This window comes from Rhodopirellula sp. UH5 (assembly GCF_056839225.1).
The window spans coordinates 4,379,487-4,395,817 of sequence record NZ_CM166390.1 but is presented as its reverse complement, the minus strand read 5'-3'; the positions used below and the strand labels follow the sequence as shown (position 1 = coordinate 4,395,817).

The 16,331-nt window shown below is 57.6% G+C and carries 10 protein-coding genes; 3 read left to right on the top strand and 7 right to left on the bottom strand.

From position 1 onward, the window contains the following. Positions 1–5: 5 nt before the first annotated feature. The 6 genes from UH5x_RS15615 to UH5x_RS15590 all read right to left on the bottom strand — a co-directional run bounded on the left by UH5x_RS15615 (position 6) and on the right by UH5x_RS15590 (position 10,321). Positions 6–1,283 (bottom strand): M16 family metallopeptidase, encoded by a 1,278-nt coding sequence (locus UH5x_RS15615; protein WP_482632942.1) that lies wholly within the window; start codon positions 1,281–1,283, stop codon positions 6–8. Next, entirely contained in the window at positions 1,280–2,578 is a 1,299-nt protein-coding gene (locus tag UH5x_RS15610) for a M16 family metallopeptidase (protein ID WP_482636006.1), read from the bottom strand. Before UH5x_RS15610 ends, UH5x_RS15615 begins: the two co-directional genes overlap by 4 nt. Before the next feature lie 119 nt (positions 2,579–2,697). Beyond that, the gene (miaB, locus tag UH5x_RS15605; protein WP_482632941.1) at positions 2,698–4,137 is read right to left on the bottom strand and encodes a tRNA (N6-isopentenyl adenosine(37)-C2)-methylthiotransferase MiaB; all 1,440 of its coding nucleotides are present in this window, start codon (positions 4,135–4,137) and stop codon (positions 2,698–2,700) included. Beyond that, entirely contained in the window at positions 4,134–4,346 is a 213-nt protein-coding gene (locus UH5x_RS15600) for a hypothetical protein (protein WP_047812241.1), read from the bottom strand. The genes miaB and UH5x_RS15600 overlap by 4 nt, the downstream gene beginning before the upstream one ends. A gap of 48 nt (positions 4,347–4,394) precedes the next feature. Next, on the bottom strand, positions 4,395–7,316 hold the full coding sequence (locus UH5x_RS15595; protein ID WP_482632940.1) for an MMPL family transporter: 2,922 nt from the start codon (positions 7,314–7,316) through the stop codon (positions 4,395–4,397). Beyond that, positions 7,316–10,321 (bottom strand): secretin N-terminal domain-containing protein, encoded by a 3,006-nt coding sequence (locus UH5x_RS15590; RefSeq protein WP_482636005.1) that lies wholly within the window; start codon positions 10,319–10,321, stop codon positions 7,316–7,318. The genes UH5x_RS15595 and UH5x_RS15590 overlap by 1 nt, the downstream gene beginning before the upstream one ends. Positions 10,322–10,871: 550 nt before the next feature. Between UH5x_RS15590 and UH5x_RS15585 the strand changes: the two genes are divergently transcribed. From UH5x_RS15585 to UH5x_RS15575, 3 genes are read left to right on the top strand one after another with little or no spacing between them, the layout of a single operon-like run. Then, a complete protein-coding gene (locus tag UH5x_RS15585; protein ID WP_047812301.1) occupies positions 10,872–12,080 on the top strand; it encodes a TlpA disulfide reductase family protein in 1,209 nt (402 codons plus the stop codon). Next, a complete protein-coding gene (locus tag UH5x_RS15580) occupies positions 12,077–13,639 on the top strand; it encodes a sugar ABC transporter ATP-binding protein (protein WP_482632939.1) in 1,563 nt (520 codons plus the stop codon). The genes UH5x_RS15585 and UH5x_RS15580 overlap by 4 nt, the downstream gene beginning before the upstream one ends. An 8-nt stretch (positions 13,640–13,647) precedes the next feature. Then, a complete protein-coding gene (locus tag UH5x_RS15575; RefSeq protein WP_047812244.1) occupies positions 13,648–14,934 on the top strand; it encodes an ABC transporter permease in 1,287 nt (428 codons plus the stop codon). Between the two features lie 19 nt (positions 14,935–14,953). On the opposite strand, the gene UH5x_RS15570 is transcribed toward UH5x_RS15575, so the two are convergent. Further along, positions 14,954–16,111, bottom strand: coding sequence for a S1C family serine protease (locus UH5x_RS15570; RefSeq protein WP_047812302.1), 1,158 nt, complete (start codon positions 16,109–16,111; stop codon positions 14,954–14,956). Between the last annotated feature and the right edge of the window lie 220 nt (positions 16,112–16,331).

Sequence of the window (16,331 nt, the reverse complement as noted above, 5' to 3'; positions counted from 1 at the left end):
TTTAATCAACCAACCAAATTGGATTGAGGTTCAGCGGAGGAGGCAACGACTTCGGTTGCCGATTGGCCCAGGTAGGTTTGGGCGGCTTCGGCAACGCTTTCGATTGTCACACCACGGTAGGCGTCCAGCAACTCATCGAGCGACAGGTAATCGCCACAGCACAACCAGCGACTGCCCAATCCGAACAAGCGGTTTGACGGGCGTTCGGATTGCATGATGCAGCCGGCGACGGTTTTGTTGATGATTTGATCCAGTTCCGATTGTTCGACGCCGTCACGGGCGACTCGGCCGAGGACTTCGTTCATCAAGCGAACGTTGGAATCCATGTCGTCGGCGGCGCAGACCAAGTAGGTGAACAAGGCACCCGTGTCGGTGAACTCTTGCGGCCAAAGGGTGGCGACTTCGGCCCGGCCGGTGTCGATCAAATCCCAAAACAGCCGACTGCCGCCATCATCGCCGACGATGGAAGCCAGCAACCTCATTGCGTAGCGTAATTCGGATTGCATCGAGGGGCCATCGCCCAATGTCACTCGGTAGCTTTGTGCTGCATCGGGGACACTCAAGTGCTGTGTCAGTTCGATGCCTTCGGGGGTGGTGCTGAGATCATCACCGGCCAAATCCGACGGGGCAGGGCGGTCGAGCCAATGCTGGGTCATCTTTTCGGCTTGAGCGACCAAGCCATCAAAGTCGACGTTGCCGCTGGCGGCCAGCACGATGTTCTCGGGCCGATAACGGCGATTGAAATAGGCTCGCATCGATTCGACTTGCATCGATTCGATCGAGTGAGTTGTGCCGAGAACGCGTCGTCCCAACCCGCGAGGTCCGTAAGCACATTCCATCACTCGTTCGAAGGCTCCAAACGGAGGCTGGTCTTCGTACTTGGCGATTTCTTCCAGGATCACGTTTCGTTCGGTCGCGAAATCGTCGGCGTCCAGCGACGGGCTGAGCATGTCGGTCAGCAAGTCGACCATGCGGTCTTGGTACTTGGGCAGCACGGACGAATAGTAAACCGTTTGTTCTTCGGATGTGTAAGCGTTGGATTGACCGCCCAGTTCATCCAGTTCGCGGTTCACATCGGCGGCCGAGCGACGAGCGGTCCCTTTGAACATCATGTGTTCGAGGAAGTGGCTGAGTCCCGATTCGATGTCGGTTTCGTCACGAGCCCCGGCACGCACGAAGTAACCGACCGCGGCGGAGTAACCACGCAGGTCGATGTCGGCGACGATTCGCAACCCATTGGCCAGAGTAGTGGATTTCAGGGTCGTTGATTTGAGTTCGTTCATGCGAGCGGTTCGCCTCCTTGCAGGGCTTCCGGTCCGACGGTCACGATTCGGAATTGACGCGGACCGTGTTGGCGAAAATAGGATGCGACTTGGTCGAGGGTGATGGATTCGATTTTGGCTTCGAGTTCCTCGGTCGGGATGACACGTCCGAGTTGATATTGGTCGGATGCGAGTGAGCTGGCTCGCGAACCGGCGGATTCTTGTTCCATGATCAGTCCGCTTTCGATGCGAACTTTCCAACGCGAGAGTTCTTCTTGTTCGAGGTCGTCGGCCAAGTTCTGGATTTCGCGAAGGCTGACGTCGAGCGTTTCTTGGGCTCGTGCGGGCGTGGTGCCAGCGTAACCGAACACGGCACCGTGCTGACCGATGGTGTGGGTGCTGGCCCAGACGCTGTAGCACAGCCCACGTTGTTCGCGAACGCGGTCAAACAAGCGGCTGCTCATGCCATCGCTGAGGATTCCAATTCCCGCTCGCATGACGAAGTAGTCATCGCTGCCATACGGGATCGAATCGAATGAAAATCCGATGTGCGTTTGGCTGCTGGGCAGTTCGATGTGTTCATTGCCATCGATCGGGGCAGGGGAGGGCAGGGCAGGGCGTTTGCCTGACTTCCAATCGCCAAAGGATTGCTCGATGGAGTCAAAGATTGCGTTGGCGTCGAAGTTGCCTGCAACGGCCAGCACGCTGCCGCCGGCGTGATATTGATTGGTGTAGAACTGGCGGACGTCGTCCATGCTGAGCGATTCCAGGCTCGCTTCGCTGGCGTACCCGCCTCGCCCCAGATGCGGGCCGTATTGTCGCTCGCGAAGACGACGCATCAGACGCTGGGTGGGTTCGTCTTGGAAAGCCGCGAGTTCTTGACCCAGGATCAGTTTGGCGTCCTCGAATTGCTTGCCGGGCAGGTGCGGACGCCGAACGACATCGGCGAGCAACTCAATGGCGGGGAGCAACGATTCGGCCGGCATGCGTGCGGAGTACCCCGCGATGCTGGTCGCGGCGGAGTTGCCACTGTCGATGCCCAGGTTGTCTTCCGCGGCAACCAGTTCACGGCTGTTGTAGGCACCTGCACCACGCTGGACCATTTCACAGGTCAGCGAGGCCAGTCCATCGCGACGCGCAAGGAACTCAGTGTCGGCCAGTTGGGCTTCGCTCAAGCCATGCAACTCGGTCGTGATCCCAGCGGGCAACCACAGCGTGTACGCGGCGGTTCGCAACCAAGGCATCGGTTGCACGACGACAGTCAGGCCGTTGTCGAGCGTTCGAGTTTGAATCGGGGGAGATTGAGTGCTGAGCAAGGGAGTGGCTGAGGGCTGAGGGCGAGTTGGAATCAATTGGTAGCGAAAGTCGTCAAGACTTTCGACGAATCATCGTGCAACTCGAAACTCTTGACGAGTTTCGTTACGTGGGTTGCGAGCTAGGAGCTAGGAGCTAGGCCAGGCATTCCGAGCGAGACGACTTCCACTGTTTTGACGCGGCCGATCAGCGTGTGGCAGCTGACATCATCGATTTGAATGTCCATCAATTGACCGGCTTGGCGTCGGTTGCCATCAAAGACCACGATCCGGTCACAAATGGTTCGCCCGGTCATCTGAACGATCGGCGCATCCAGATCGGATTTGTCAGCTTTCTTGCTTGGTCCTTCGACCAGAACTTCGACGGTGTCGCCGATCAGTTTTTGGTTGTCCTCTTTCGAGATTCGATCTTGGACGGCCAGCAATTCGTTGTTGCGTGCCGCTTTGACTTCACGAGGCACATCGTCGATCAGGTTGGCGGCGGCTTTGGTGCCTTCGCGAACGCTGTACTGAAAGATGAAGCTGTTCTTGAAGCGGCAGCGTTCGATCAGTTGCACGGACTTTTGGAAGTCCTCGTCGGTTTCGCCGCAGAAGCCGACGATGAAGTCACTGCTGACCGAGGCTTCGGGCAAGATTGTTTCGATGCGTTCGAACATCTCCATGTAGTCGGCGATCGTGTAGCCGCGTTTCATGCGTTTGAGAACCGAATCGCTGCCGCTTTGGGCTGGCACATGCAGGTACGGCGAGACCTTTGGCAGATCGCGAATCGTTTCCAGCAACCGGGCGGTCATGTCCTTGGGGTAGTTGGTCACGAATTTGATGCGTTTCAAACTCTCGATTTCGTGCAGTTGTTCCAGGAGTCCTGCCATGTCCGTTTCGCCGTCCGGTCCGCGGTGGCGGTAGCTGTTGACGGTTTGGCCGAGCAGTGTGATTTCGAGGGCACCCTGGTCGGCGAGCACGCGAGCTTCGGAGACAATTTCCTCGGGTGATCGGCCTTGTTCGGGACCGCGGGTGTTGGGGACAACGCAGTAGGTGCAGAACTTATCGCAGCCGATCTGGATTCGCAGGTAGGCTTGGAAGGGCGTCGGACGCATGGTTGGATCCCGCAAAGGATCGAACGTTTCGTGACTGCGGGCGACGACGGTTTGCTTGCCATCTTTGCGGCCCAGCGAAACGGCCATCTGCCGTCCTTCGCCGCTGGTGACTTTCGTCAGCATGTCGGGAATCGCGTGCAGTTGTCCGGGGCCGACGACCATGTCGACGAAAGGGGCACGGCGAAAGATCGTCTCTTGGTCTTTCTGAGCCATGCAGCCCATCACGCCGATGGTCTTTTCGGGATGGCGGGCTTTGGTGTCTTTGAGTTTGCCGAGGGCGCTGTACGTTTTCTCTTCGGCCTGCTCGCGAATGCTGCAGGTGTTGTAGAGCAGCAGGTCGGCTTCGCCAGGTGTATCGACGACGGTGTAGCCGTGGCGTTTCAAATCGGCGATCACCATTTCGCTGTCCAGAACATTCATCTGGCAGCCAACGGTCTTGATGTAAACAGTTTTAGTCATGGAGATCACTCCGGTTCGTCTTCGGAAGGTTTTTTGCTGGCTTCGAGAGCGGCCTTTTGGGCCTCTTGGGTGCGGTTGACATGATCCCGCAAAAGTTCGGTCAGATGGGCTTGGCGTCGGTTCATAGCACTGACGACAATCCAGGCGGCAACCGCCGCTCCGGCGACCCACAGCCAGTTGATATTGGTCAGAAAAGTTTGTCCCCACAGCGCAATCATCGTTCCAGGATAACGCCCCGGGGCGGTTTCTCGGAAGGCGAGCCTTTTTCAATCGGTTGCAGACCCGTTTGACCTTTGAAAACGTTGGGAAGACGATGATTTTCGCCATCGGTCATGAAGCACGACAAAGCTGGGCACGAGCACGGTTCGCACATAAAGGGTGTCCAGCAGGACACCGAGTCCGAGTGCGAAACCGAGTTCGGTGATCCCTCGCAGTGTGGTCGGCTGGCTGGCGATTGGGGCGCCCAGTGAGGCGGCCGGGTCACTGCTCAGGGAAGCCAGGCTGTGGGTGATCCAGGGCCACCAGGATGACGCCGTCATGCTGATGAACGTGGCCGCCATCACCAAGCCGCAGGCGGTGATGATTCCACCGGTTCGAGCCACCGCGCGGCGGACCGCGGCGAGTGAACCGAGTTTGCGTTTCTCTTCCAGGATCCGAGTGACCAAATAAACGTTGTAGTCCTGCCCCACGGCCACCAGGATCACGAACAGGAAGATTGGCAGTTTCCAGTCCAACCCGGGAAATGTTGGTCCGTGCAAAAATCGAAAGAACAGGTACGTCAGTCCGAGCGTGGTGTAGTAGCTGAGCAAAACCGTGCCGATCAGATAGATCGACAATGCCACTCGGCGAATCACCAGAACCAAGACTGCGAATACCGCGGCGATCACCGCGAGTTTGATTCGGAACGTGTCCGAAAGCGTGACTTCGCGGAGGTCCACGATGGACGGGGTCGTGCCTGCATAATACGCGTCGATCTTGAGTCCAGCTTGATCGAACGCGGCGGTCTGCTCCGCGATGGTGTCTTCGATCTGTTTGAGATCGTTGCCAGCGGATTCACTGAACGGGTCCTCGTGGATGATCACATCCAGACGGATCAACCGATCGGCGTACTCCGGCATGGACGACACAAAGTGAAGCTGAGTCAAACGATGGTTTTGAAGTGCTCGACGTCGCCACGCTTCACTGCTGAGCAAACTCATTTCACGATCCGGTGGGAAGTCACCCAACGGGTCGTTGCGGTGCCGAACGGCGGAGACACCTTCGGTTTGATAGAGCGCCTGCGTGATGGTTTGCAGGGTTTCTTTCTGCTGTGCTTCCGGCATGGGTTTTTCAGACAGCATCAGCACGGAGATCGGTGCGAGTTGCCCGATGCCAAATTCACGATCGAGCACTCGCATGCCTTGTCGGGTGCTCGCGGAAGCAGGCAACTGGCCACTGATGTCGTAGGTGACGGTGCGTTCGTTTTGGAAACCAACCCAAGCCGGCGGCAGCAGCAATGCCAGACCGATCAAGAGCGTCACCATCGGTCGACGTGTGAGTTGGATCGCCATCCAGTTCCACAACCAGTCGCCGGGCGAGCTCTCTTTGTCGTTGACGCTGCGATTGCCGATCAACTGAATTCGCGGTTCCCGACTGACTTGACCCGCTGATGTGGGCCAAAAGACCTTGGGGCCCAGCAAGCTCAAGCAGGCAGGCGTCAGCGTCATGCAAACCAGCAACCCAATCGACAAACACACGGCGATGATCGGACCGGTGTGATGGAACTTCCCAAAGTCGGCAAACCAGAGCATGCCCAAGCCAACGATCGTTGTCATTGCGCTGCCGATGAGGGCACCGCTGACCTGCGTGAGTGCCTTTCGGCAGGCGACGGGCCAGGGCGATTGAGCGGCTTCCTCTCGCAAACGAGCGATCAAGAACAGGCAATAGTCCGTGCCGGCACCAAACAGGATCACGACCACAAAGATGCGGCTGGTCGTGTAGATCTGCACGTCCAGCCCGGGCACCCAGCCGGCTTGCGAGACTTGCGTCAGAAACGTGACCGCGGCGGTTGAGACCATCACCGCGACGGCGATCGAAAACAGTGGCACCGCGACCAACAACGGGGCTCGGTACACGATGGCCAGCAGCAACAGAATCATCACCACCGTGAACCACTCGGTGTACTGAATCGCGGACCGAGCGGCGGAAAGCGTTTGCCCGCCGATCGCGGCCGAGCCAGTGACAAGCAGTTCAGGCGATCCAGATTTGGCTCGTTCTTCGTCGGTCAAGTAAGCGTGGCTGTAGGCGATCGTTTGATCCACGATCTCTTGCAGTTGTTCCAACAATTCGATGTTGCCGGTGGCCGCCAGTTCGCTGGATAGAGTCAGCACCGCCAATCGGGCGCGTGGGGTTTTGAGCTGCGAACCGAGCGTGCGGTCTTCCCAGCTGTAGATGTCCAGCAGCGGTTCCCAGTCCTTCAGCGGCCGCTTGGAAATCGGCAGCACTGACATCGGCAGGTCCGAGTCCAGAACCAAGGCGGCTTCGAGGTCTTCGGCGACACGAGCCGTGTTTTCGGAGATTGAACTGGTTTCATCCTCCGGTTGGTCCGGTTTCGTTTTGGGGGTGGAGCCGGGAGGATTCGGTGCAACCGATGGTTCGTTTGCCATTTGCAACCCGAGCAGGTTGCCTCGATCCCAGTAGGCGATGGCCAGTCGTGGTTCGTAGGGAGTCGGTGAGGTTTCGGGAACGCGATCACCGAGTGATTCGTAGAACTGCGAATCGATTTCGATCGCTTGATCGAGAGCCTGAGTGGCGACGTTCCACCACCGTTCTGCGGTTTTCTCTTCGCCGTTTTCGTGAAGCTGCAGGGCGCGTTGCCAGGCGACTTCGCCCAGGCGGTGATACAGACGGCGAATCAGGTCCAGTCCGATCAGGCGATCGGTCTTGGTCAGGTCTTGGTCGGCACGTGAAAGGGTGACCACCATTTGGCTGCGAGCGCGCGTGCCCAGGAAGGCTGCGTCAAGCAATTGCCCTCCCGCGACGCTGGTCTGGGTCGCGGGGAGGTATTCAAAGTCGCCGTCGAGCGCGACTTGTTTCCAGGAAGGTGAAAACGTCTTGCAGAAAATGGCAACGACGACCCAGCCCAAAACGATCCAATGAGCATGTGCGATGACCTGTCGAGAGAATCGTTGGGTGGCGCTGGTTTTCATTAATCGCGAGAGGGACGGCGACGCGGGGAGTCATTGTTGTCGCGCCGACGATCATTGGAATCGCGATCCCTTGAAGGACGCGTTTCCGATGCAACTCCCAAAGCTGCCAGGGCTTGCTGGACGGCTTCGGCCGAGACACCTCCGCTGAGATTGATGATCTCAACGTCGCCTCCCGGTTTCGCGGCAACGTCCAACTTGTCGACCATCTCGGCGATCAAGTCAAGCAGCGACTCACCTTCGGCGCTAATCAGCAAGGTGTTGCCGATCTCATCGACCCCCATGGAAAGCTTGCCATTGAAGGAGAAATCCTGGCCTCCGCCGTCTTTCCCGCTCTCGCTGTCTTCCAAGCCCGACCCGCTTTCACGATTGCTGGCGTTTTGTGCGCCCCCCCGTTTGCCGCCACCACCACCTTGGAAGGCTTTGTCGTTGCTGCTGAGCAAATCGCGGTACGCGTCCTTGACCGTGTCGGCAATTTTTGAGGCGCTGCCGTACTGGATGTGAATCAGTTTCGTGAATCGAACTTTGCGAGGGTTGACCGGTTCCGGGACGTCCCACAACCGAATCAACTCTTCAATGGTTTGCAGTTGCTGACCAGTGGCGCCAGTGACGATCAAGGTTCCCGTGTCAGAGTTGGGAACAAACTTGAGTTTCCCCGACGCGCCCAATCCCGTCGGGCCTTTCTTGTCTGATTCGTTGTCATTGAAGAAGTAGCGATAGAAGCGATCGGCATCGTCGTCCTTGTCCTCGTCATCTTCGGCGAAGTAGTCTTCCAAATCGAGAGCCACAAAGGACACGGACGCATAGCGAATGCGGAACACATGGTAGGGCCGACGTGGTGGAGTGACCTGAAGCATCAGTTCCTCCAGTCGATCCAGTGCTTCGGTGTCGTCACTGCGGAGGATCAAATTGCCGGCTGGGTCCAGTTTGATTTCAATCTTGGGTTTGGATGAGGCGGGTTTGGTAGCAACGGTGGTTGTCGTTGCGGGCGGGGCGATTGTCCCAGGCGATGCTTCTTCGGGCTGCGTGTCATTCGTTGGGGTGTCATCCGAAACCGCATTGACCCAAGTCAATTTTTCGGTGGCTGGGTTGAGCTGCGTGAGTTCTGTTTCAGGTGGCAGGATGACAGCGGGAGCCTCTTCGGCTTCAGCTTCTGATTGATCGTCTTTGTCTTCGGACTCTCCGTCCGCTTCGCGTTCATCACCAATCACTTCGATCGGATCCTTGAATTCTTCGGCATCCGGCAGAACCAATTCGGTTCCTGAAAGTTGTTGCCAGCGTGTTTGCAAGCGTTGCAGGTACTCCAGTGTTTCGGGGGTCGCCGACGCTTCGATGACTCGCATCGTTCGTTCGCTGCCGCCGGGAGGTGGAAGTTCACCGAGTTTGATCAGCAGTGACCGGACCTCTTCCATTTCTGTTTCGTTGGCCCACAGCAAGACTTGGCGGTAGGCGACATTGGCTGTGACTCGGAATTTGTCCTTTTCTTTTTCTTTGTCATCATTATTGCCGCCCCAGCCGTAGTAGCTGTACCGCGATCGTGAATTGTCGTCTTCGTCTTCAAGTTCTTGACCCATCAGGAATGCGATGGATTCAGCAACTTCAGCGGCACCGAGGCGTCGCAGTTGCAAAACTTCCAATCGCCGTTTGCCGCCATCGAGTCGTTCAATCAATGACTTGATGATGAAGCGGTCCGCAGCGGAGCCCGAAACGATGACCGCTGCGTTTTCTTTGTCGACTCGGATTCGTGTGGTGGGTTCGAGCACGTTCATTTCCTGAGCGATTTCGATCAGTTTTTCAGGATCCAGCGAAACCAATCGAAAGACATCGACCCGCGAGGTTGCATCGGTCAGACTGCGAAGCGATCCGCCGGGGACGTCGATGCGTTTGATGAATTCAGCGGCGATGGCCACTCGGTCGAGCGGGGCACGAACGAGCACGGAGTTCTGTCGTGTGTTGGCGACGATGGAGATTTCAGCATCACCTTTTGCTTCGCCACCTTTGTTGCCCTGCTGCTGTTGCATCTGTTGCATTCGCTGCATCATCTGCATTTGTTGCTGCGACATCGGGGCGGATTCTTTCTTCTCCACGCCGAGGAATTGTTCGAGCATGCTCTTGGCTTCTTCGGCAGGGATGTGCCGCAGACGGAATTCCGGTGCCAACGCGTCTCGACTGGCCGCGTCCCGTTCTTCGGCGAGCAAGTGAGCGACTTGTCGCAGGTTCACTGCAACGTCCATCACCTCAATGCGATTGGTCGTTGCCAGCGGGATGATTTTGCCAGCGCTACTGAGCATGGCTTTGAGTTCTTCGGAAAGTTTTTCAGCTGACAGCCAACCGGCATCGAGCATGGTGCGAACGTAGCGGTGGTCTTCCAGTTGATCCAGTTCGCTGACTTCCACTCGCCGAACCATGCCAGGATTGACGGCGTCGGTTTTGACAATCGCAATGCCACCTTCCAGGTCCAGCATCGTGTAGCCGCGGGCGAGCAGGTGACGGTTGATCAAATCCGCCGTTTCGGCAACGGTCAAGCGATCGGGGCTGATCAAGTTGACCGTGTCGCCAGGGAGTTCTTGCCAGTCGATGGGTTGCTCGGAGATGTCGGATAGCCAACGCACCAAGTCGACCCAGCCTTGATTGCGGAATCGAAATCCAACTCTGCCATCGTCACCCACGGTCGCCTTGAGTTCGTTGGGGTCCGATGACTTGGCGTCGATGCTGTCACGACGAATGACTTTGGGGGCGGCTGATTCGGGCGGTTTGCCTTCACCGTCTTGGCCCTCTTTCTTCTCCCCGTCTTTGCCGCCTGGTTTGGCACCCGGAGGTGGGGCGCCGGGCGGTCGTCCGCCCGGACTTGGTTGAGGGCCACCCGTGACGATTGTTTTTCCGTCAGCGGTTCGGATCACCGTGGGGCCTTGGGCGAGCAAGGACGACGACAGAAACAGCACCAGGAGAACGCCGGTGGCGGGACGGAGAATCCTCCGGGAAGGTCCCCGACAACCGGTGAATCCCATCGGGCAATGAGGGCGTGGATACAGCACAAGTGCGATCGCTTTTGAGGGATGAGGGGAGGAGGGGCGACGTCAGGCTGCAATGAAGGCGGATGAATCACCCAAGTGGCCATTATGGACGAACCCCTCTGGCAATACAATGAAAACACCCCGGTCGGGCCAAAAGCGACTGCGAGATTCGGGGAAAATTCATCGTTGCCTCGTGGGGGTATGTCGATTGCAGTGGAAATCGCCGACAATGGGCCGCTCTCGAAATTTCAATCTGCTCGTTGATTTGTCGGGGCGATTTCGAACTGGAGTCGTTTCAAAATTGGGCAACGCAGTGTCGCTGTATTCGCTGCGATGAACATTTCGAGGTTTGGTTCACTACAGTATGCGTATTGCACTCCACCGGATGGTTCCGAATGCAGTGATCCCGCGAGAGATTGCTGCGGAGGCCGCTTTGAATCGAACGAAGTGACTGGCTTTCGACCACTGAATGTTTTTGGCCTTCACGTTGAGCACTGATCGTTTGATTCCCTTCCTTCACCAAATGAACACAAAGTTGTTTCCAATGACTCGTTTTTTAACGCTCCCCGTCTCATGGACACGTAAGGCTCTGTTGGGCGCTGCCTGTGGAGCTGCTTTCTTGGCCGGTGGCGTTGCGGCTCAAGCCGAACCAACGTTGACCATTGGATCGAAAGCACCTGCACTCGACATTGAGCATTACATTCACGAAGAACTGGGCAAATTCGGTCCGGTCACCAAATTTGAAGAAGGAAAGATTTACGTCGTCGAGTTTTGGGCGACGTGGTGTGGGCCTTGCATCCAAAGCATGCCTCACTTGGTTGAGTTGCAAGAACGTTACCGCGATCAGGGCGTTCAAATCGTCAGCATCTCCGACGAAGACCTGGAAACCGTCGAAGGCATTTTGGAACGTGACTACCCCGGCAAGGAAGGCGTCACGTTTGCTGAGCTGACCTCGGCGTACACGTTGACCGTCGATCCCGATGGTTCGTCCACCGACGACTACATGCGTGCCGCGAATCAAAACGGGATTCCTGCTGCCTTTTTGGTTGGTAAGACCGGTGTGATTGAGTGGATCGGCCACCCCATGAGCATCGACGAGCCCTTGGAACAAGTCATCGAAGGCACTTGGGACCGGGAAGCGTTCAAAGAGCAAATGGCTCGCCAGGAACGCTTGGAAGAAGCGATGCAAAAGGTCAATCGTTTGGCCGGAGAAGGAAACTTCGACGACGCGATCAAAGTCATCGACAAAGTGCTCGAAGAGTTCGAGGGTGCCGACGACGAGATGAGCCAATCGGTTCGTCAGCAACTGACCCAGTTCAAATACGGTTTGCGTTTGGATTCCGGTGACCTTTCCGAAGACGTGATGACGTACTTCCGCGGGCAACTGAAAGAAGCCAAGGGCAACCCACAGGCCATGGCACAGTTCTCCTATGGGTTGATGTCATCGATCCAGCAGGGAGCTGAGGTTGGCAAATTGGCCGATGAAACGTTGGTTGCACTGAACGCTGAAATTGAAGGTGCGGACCCGCAAATCCAACCCTTGATGCATGTTCTGGTCGCCCAGATGAACGCATCGTTGGAGCGATTCGACGCGGCGATGGAAGCCCAAAAGAAAGCCATCGAGAAATCCGAAGGCCGTCAGAAGGAACGCATGGAAGGCATGCTCGAAGAACTCCAAGAGCTTGCCGGCCAGGGTGCCACCGCTGAAGAACCAGCGGAAGAGAAAGAAGACTCGCCGGAAGAAGGTGAGTGAGTCAGGATCTGGCGGGCAGTCCCGATCAACCGTCTCGTTTACGGTTGTCGGGGATCAGTAAACGGTTTGGCTCCACCCAAGCTCTGTCGAACGTGTCGATGGAAGTGGCGGGGGGACAAGCCGTTGCGGTGATTGGTGAAAATGGTGCCGGCAAGAGTACCTTGATGAAGGTGCTGGCCGGGATCCTTCCGCCGGATCAAGGGCAGATTGAACTGGACGATCAAGTGCTCGCTTGGTCCGGTCCCCGCGACGCCATTGAAGCTGGCATCGCGTTGATTCATCAAGAGTTGAATCTGCATGACAATCTGAGTGTTGCCGAGAATCTGTTTCTCGGCCGCGAGCCCTCTCGGTTTGGTTTGCTTGACCGAGCAAAACTGCGCCGAACCGCGTCGCTTTGGCTGGAGCGTGTTGGGTTGTCGGTGTCCCCGGATGCCCCCGTGGGACCGCTTCCGATTGCTTCGAAGCAGTTGATCGAAATCGCGCGAGCTTTGTCGACCAATGCTCGCGTCGTCATCATGGATGAACCCACCAGCAGCCTCAGTGAAGAGGAATCGTTGCGGTTGTTCGAATTGATCGAGCGTCTGCGGGAAGAAGGGGTTGCGATTCTGTACATCTCGCATCGCTTGCACGAGATCATCCGCTTGGCGGATCGAGTCGAGGTGCTGCGTGATGGGGAACACGTTGAAACGCTGGCGAAGCAAGACATCACGCACGACGCGATGGTTCGTGCGATGGTGGGGCGAGATCTCACACGACGCGCTCACGGGGCCACGAAACACTGTCTTGAGCCGCGGCTGACGGTCTCTGGATTGAAGATCGGTTCGAGCGCGGCACCGCCCGTCGATCTCCAGGTTTTTGGCGGCGAGGTGGTCGCCTTGGTGGGGTTGGTCGGAGCTGGACGGACCGAGATTGTGGAAACCATCTTTGGCGTTCGCGAACGATTTGGCGGAGAGATCTTGGTGGATTCGCAACCGCTGAAAGGTGGCGTGGATGATGCGATCGCGGCTGGGTTAGCACTGGTGCCGGAGGACCGAAAGCGAACCGGGCTGTTGCTTCAGTCCAGTGTTGGAGACAACGCAACCATCGTCTGGATGTCGCAGGAAGGTGTGTTTCGCAGCCGAAAGGCGGAACGGGCGACAGCGGCGGAGTTGATCGATCGGTTGCGGGTGAAGACAGCTTCGCAAGAAATTGAAATCGCATCCTTGTCCGGTGGAAACCAGCAAAAAGTGGCTTTGGCGAAGTGGTTGGCAGGCGATGTGAAGGTCTTGATGCTCGACGAGCCAACACGAGGCGTCGACATTGGCGCAAAATCTGAGATCTACGAAGTGATCGATCAGTTGGCGAGCCAAGGGATGGGCGTGTTGGTGGTCAGCAGTGAGATGGAAGAGGTGTTCGCGATTGCCGATCGAGTGATGGTCATCTCCGATGGTTGCGTCGCGGGAGAATTGACTCGATCGGAACTGACCGAGGAGGCCATCATGCGTCTCGCCGTGGCGAAGGGGGAACCCGCCTCAGGTACCAATTCGCCCGCTCGTTCCAGTCAGCCAGCTCAAGGTTAAAAGTTAGAATGCGTGGCAAAAATTTTGGCATCTTCGCGTTGCTGATCGCGATTGTGGTCGTCGCAACTTGGTTGGAAGGCAACTTTGTTGCCGCCGCCAATTTGAAGACGCTGATCCGTGACACCAGTTTGTACGGGTTGATCTCGATTGGTGTGGCGATGGTGATCATCACCGGCGGCATCGATCTGTCGATTGGATCGTTGATCGCTCTGTGCGGGGTGATGATGGTTCAGGTCATCGACGTACGCTATGAACGATACGATTCGGTCGGGAGTATCGTGGAGATCGAGCGACCGGAGGATGGTGACACGCGTCTTCGCATGGATGCGGTCATGGATCCGATCCGCGCCGGCGACCGAATGGTTTACGCGGGTGCGTTCAGCGAGTCGCAGGTTTACCTGACGGGCGAAGTCACCCAAGACGGCAACGTGTGGTTGACGACTGGGAACCCGGTGCGTTCCTTGCAGCCCGGAACCGCGGTGTCGATGGAGCGGATCCGCTACACCAATCCATTGCTGGCGTGTGGACTGGTGTTGCTGGCGGGTGCGTTGATCGGCGCCTTGCACGGGTTGCTTGTGACTCGGGCTCACCTGCAACCGTTTGTGGTGACGCTCTGCGGTTTGTTGGTCTATCGCGGCTTGGCCCGCGTTTGGACCGGCGACGATCAAGTCGGATTGGGCAGCGCGTTGGCCGATTTCAAAGCGACGGTGACAGGCAACGTGTTCGAATTCCCGCTGCCGTTGGTCGCGAAGTTATCAGGGGCATCGGAGTCGTGGTCCGAGTGGACTTGGATCGCATTCCCGTTCACAGGAGTGCTTTTGATTTTGGTCGCGTTTGTGGCCTGGGTGTTTCTGGAACACAGCGTCGCCGGTCGCCATCTCTTGGCCGTCGGCGAAAATGAAGAGGCGGCCCGCTTCAGTGGCATTCGCACCGAGCGTTTGATCGTGATGGCGTATGTGGTCAGCGGGTTGCTGGCGGCACTCGCGGGGATCCTGTTTCTGTTGGAGTGGAACTCGGTGCAACCCGGTTCGAGCGGCAATTTCTACGAGCTTTACGCCATCGCCGCCGCGGTGCTGGGCGGGTGTTCGCTGCGTGGTGGTCGCGGCGCCGTGTTCGGCGTGATCGCAGGTGCGGCGGTGATGCGCTGCCTCTACAAAGCCATTGTGGTCTTGGGCATTGAGCAGCAGTGGGAGATGGTGATCATCGGCGGAGCGCTGCTAGCCAGCGTGCTGTTCGATGAGATTTGGCGACGTTACCAGTTGTGGAAGTCGGCCAAGTCGGTGGCCACGAGCTAGGTCGCAGTCAGCCTGCTGATCAAGGTTGGAACGTCAGCGTGACTTCCGTGCGATAGCGTTTGCCATCGCGGAGGATGACCATCGAGATCGGACGTTGATCAGGTTGAGCCATGCCAGCCAAAGCCACCAAGTGATCGTCGTCTTCCACGTTGATGGAATCGAACTGCAGGATGATGTCGCCACGTTGCAGGTGTGCCAATTCGGCTGGTGAACCGGGACGGATGTCCTTCACCCGAGCCCCGCCCAGCTTGATTTCTTCTTGCGAACCCAACCGTGACTCGAAGTCGGGAGTGATCTTCATCGAGGCGTAGATCCCCGACGCCGGCGACAGATCCGCTGCGGCGAAGTTGGGGTCCAGCGTGACACCGAGGTACCCGCGGCGAAGGCGACCGTGAACGATCAATTCCTGGGCCACACGAGCGGCCATGTTGATCGGGATGGCGAATCCAATTCCCTCGCTGCCTCCACTGCTGCTGGCGATGGCGGTGTTCAGTGCAATCACTTCCCCGCGAAGGTTCAGCAAGGGGCCGCCGCTGTTGCCTGGGTTGATGGCCGCATCGGTTTGGAAGAAATCCTGCAGGTCGATTCGCTCTTCGCCGAGCGACAAATCACGGCGTCCTTTGGCACTCAGGATTCCGAAGGTGACCGAGTGGCTGAGTCCGAAGGGGCTGCCGATCGCAATCACGAAGTCACCAATTTGAACTTGGTCGCTGTTGGCCAATCGAGCCGCCGGTGGCATCTTGGCAAACGAGCTGGTCCCGCGACGGATGGAATCTCGTTCGGCCGATTCGATCCCCGCGATGGAGGGCGACAGTTTCATGACCGCGACATCGGTGTTGGGATCCATCAAGATCTTTTCGGGCACCCAACGCCGGCCATCACTGGTTCGCATCACGATTTGATCGGCGGCAGCCCCTTTGATGACGTGACGATTGGTCAACACCCAAGATTCCCCAGCAACGTCGAGAACGACACCGCTGCCAGCTTCATCAAACGATTCAGCGGTCGCTCCGCTGCCCTGAGTCTTGTGGGCCTCGATGTGGATCACGCTGGGTTTGACCAAGTGACTGACCCGGCGGACCAGGTTGCCTAACCGGTCAAAGTGCTCCACTTCTTCGGACAACTCGTCGAACAAGCGATCCCGTGCCACGTCGACTTGGTCGGACGTTGGCAGCATGGCTCCGGAGCGAGGTCCTTCCAGGCGTGAGCCACTGCCGATGACATTTCGTTCGGGGGCACCGTCTTGGGCTGAAGCCAGCGGGCTATGGTGAACTCCAGACAACAAGGCCAGCAACATCAGCGTTGCGGTTCGAGCGGTTGTTCTGAAGGAGAAACTCATCGGAATTCCGTCGGCGATCGGAAGGGGGGTGCCGTGAATCAAGGCACGACTGCATTCG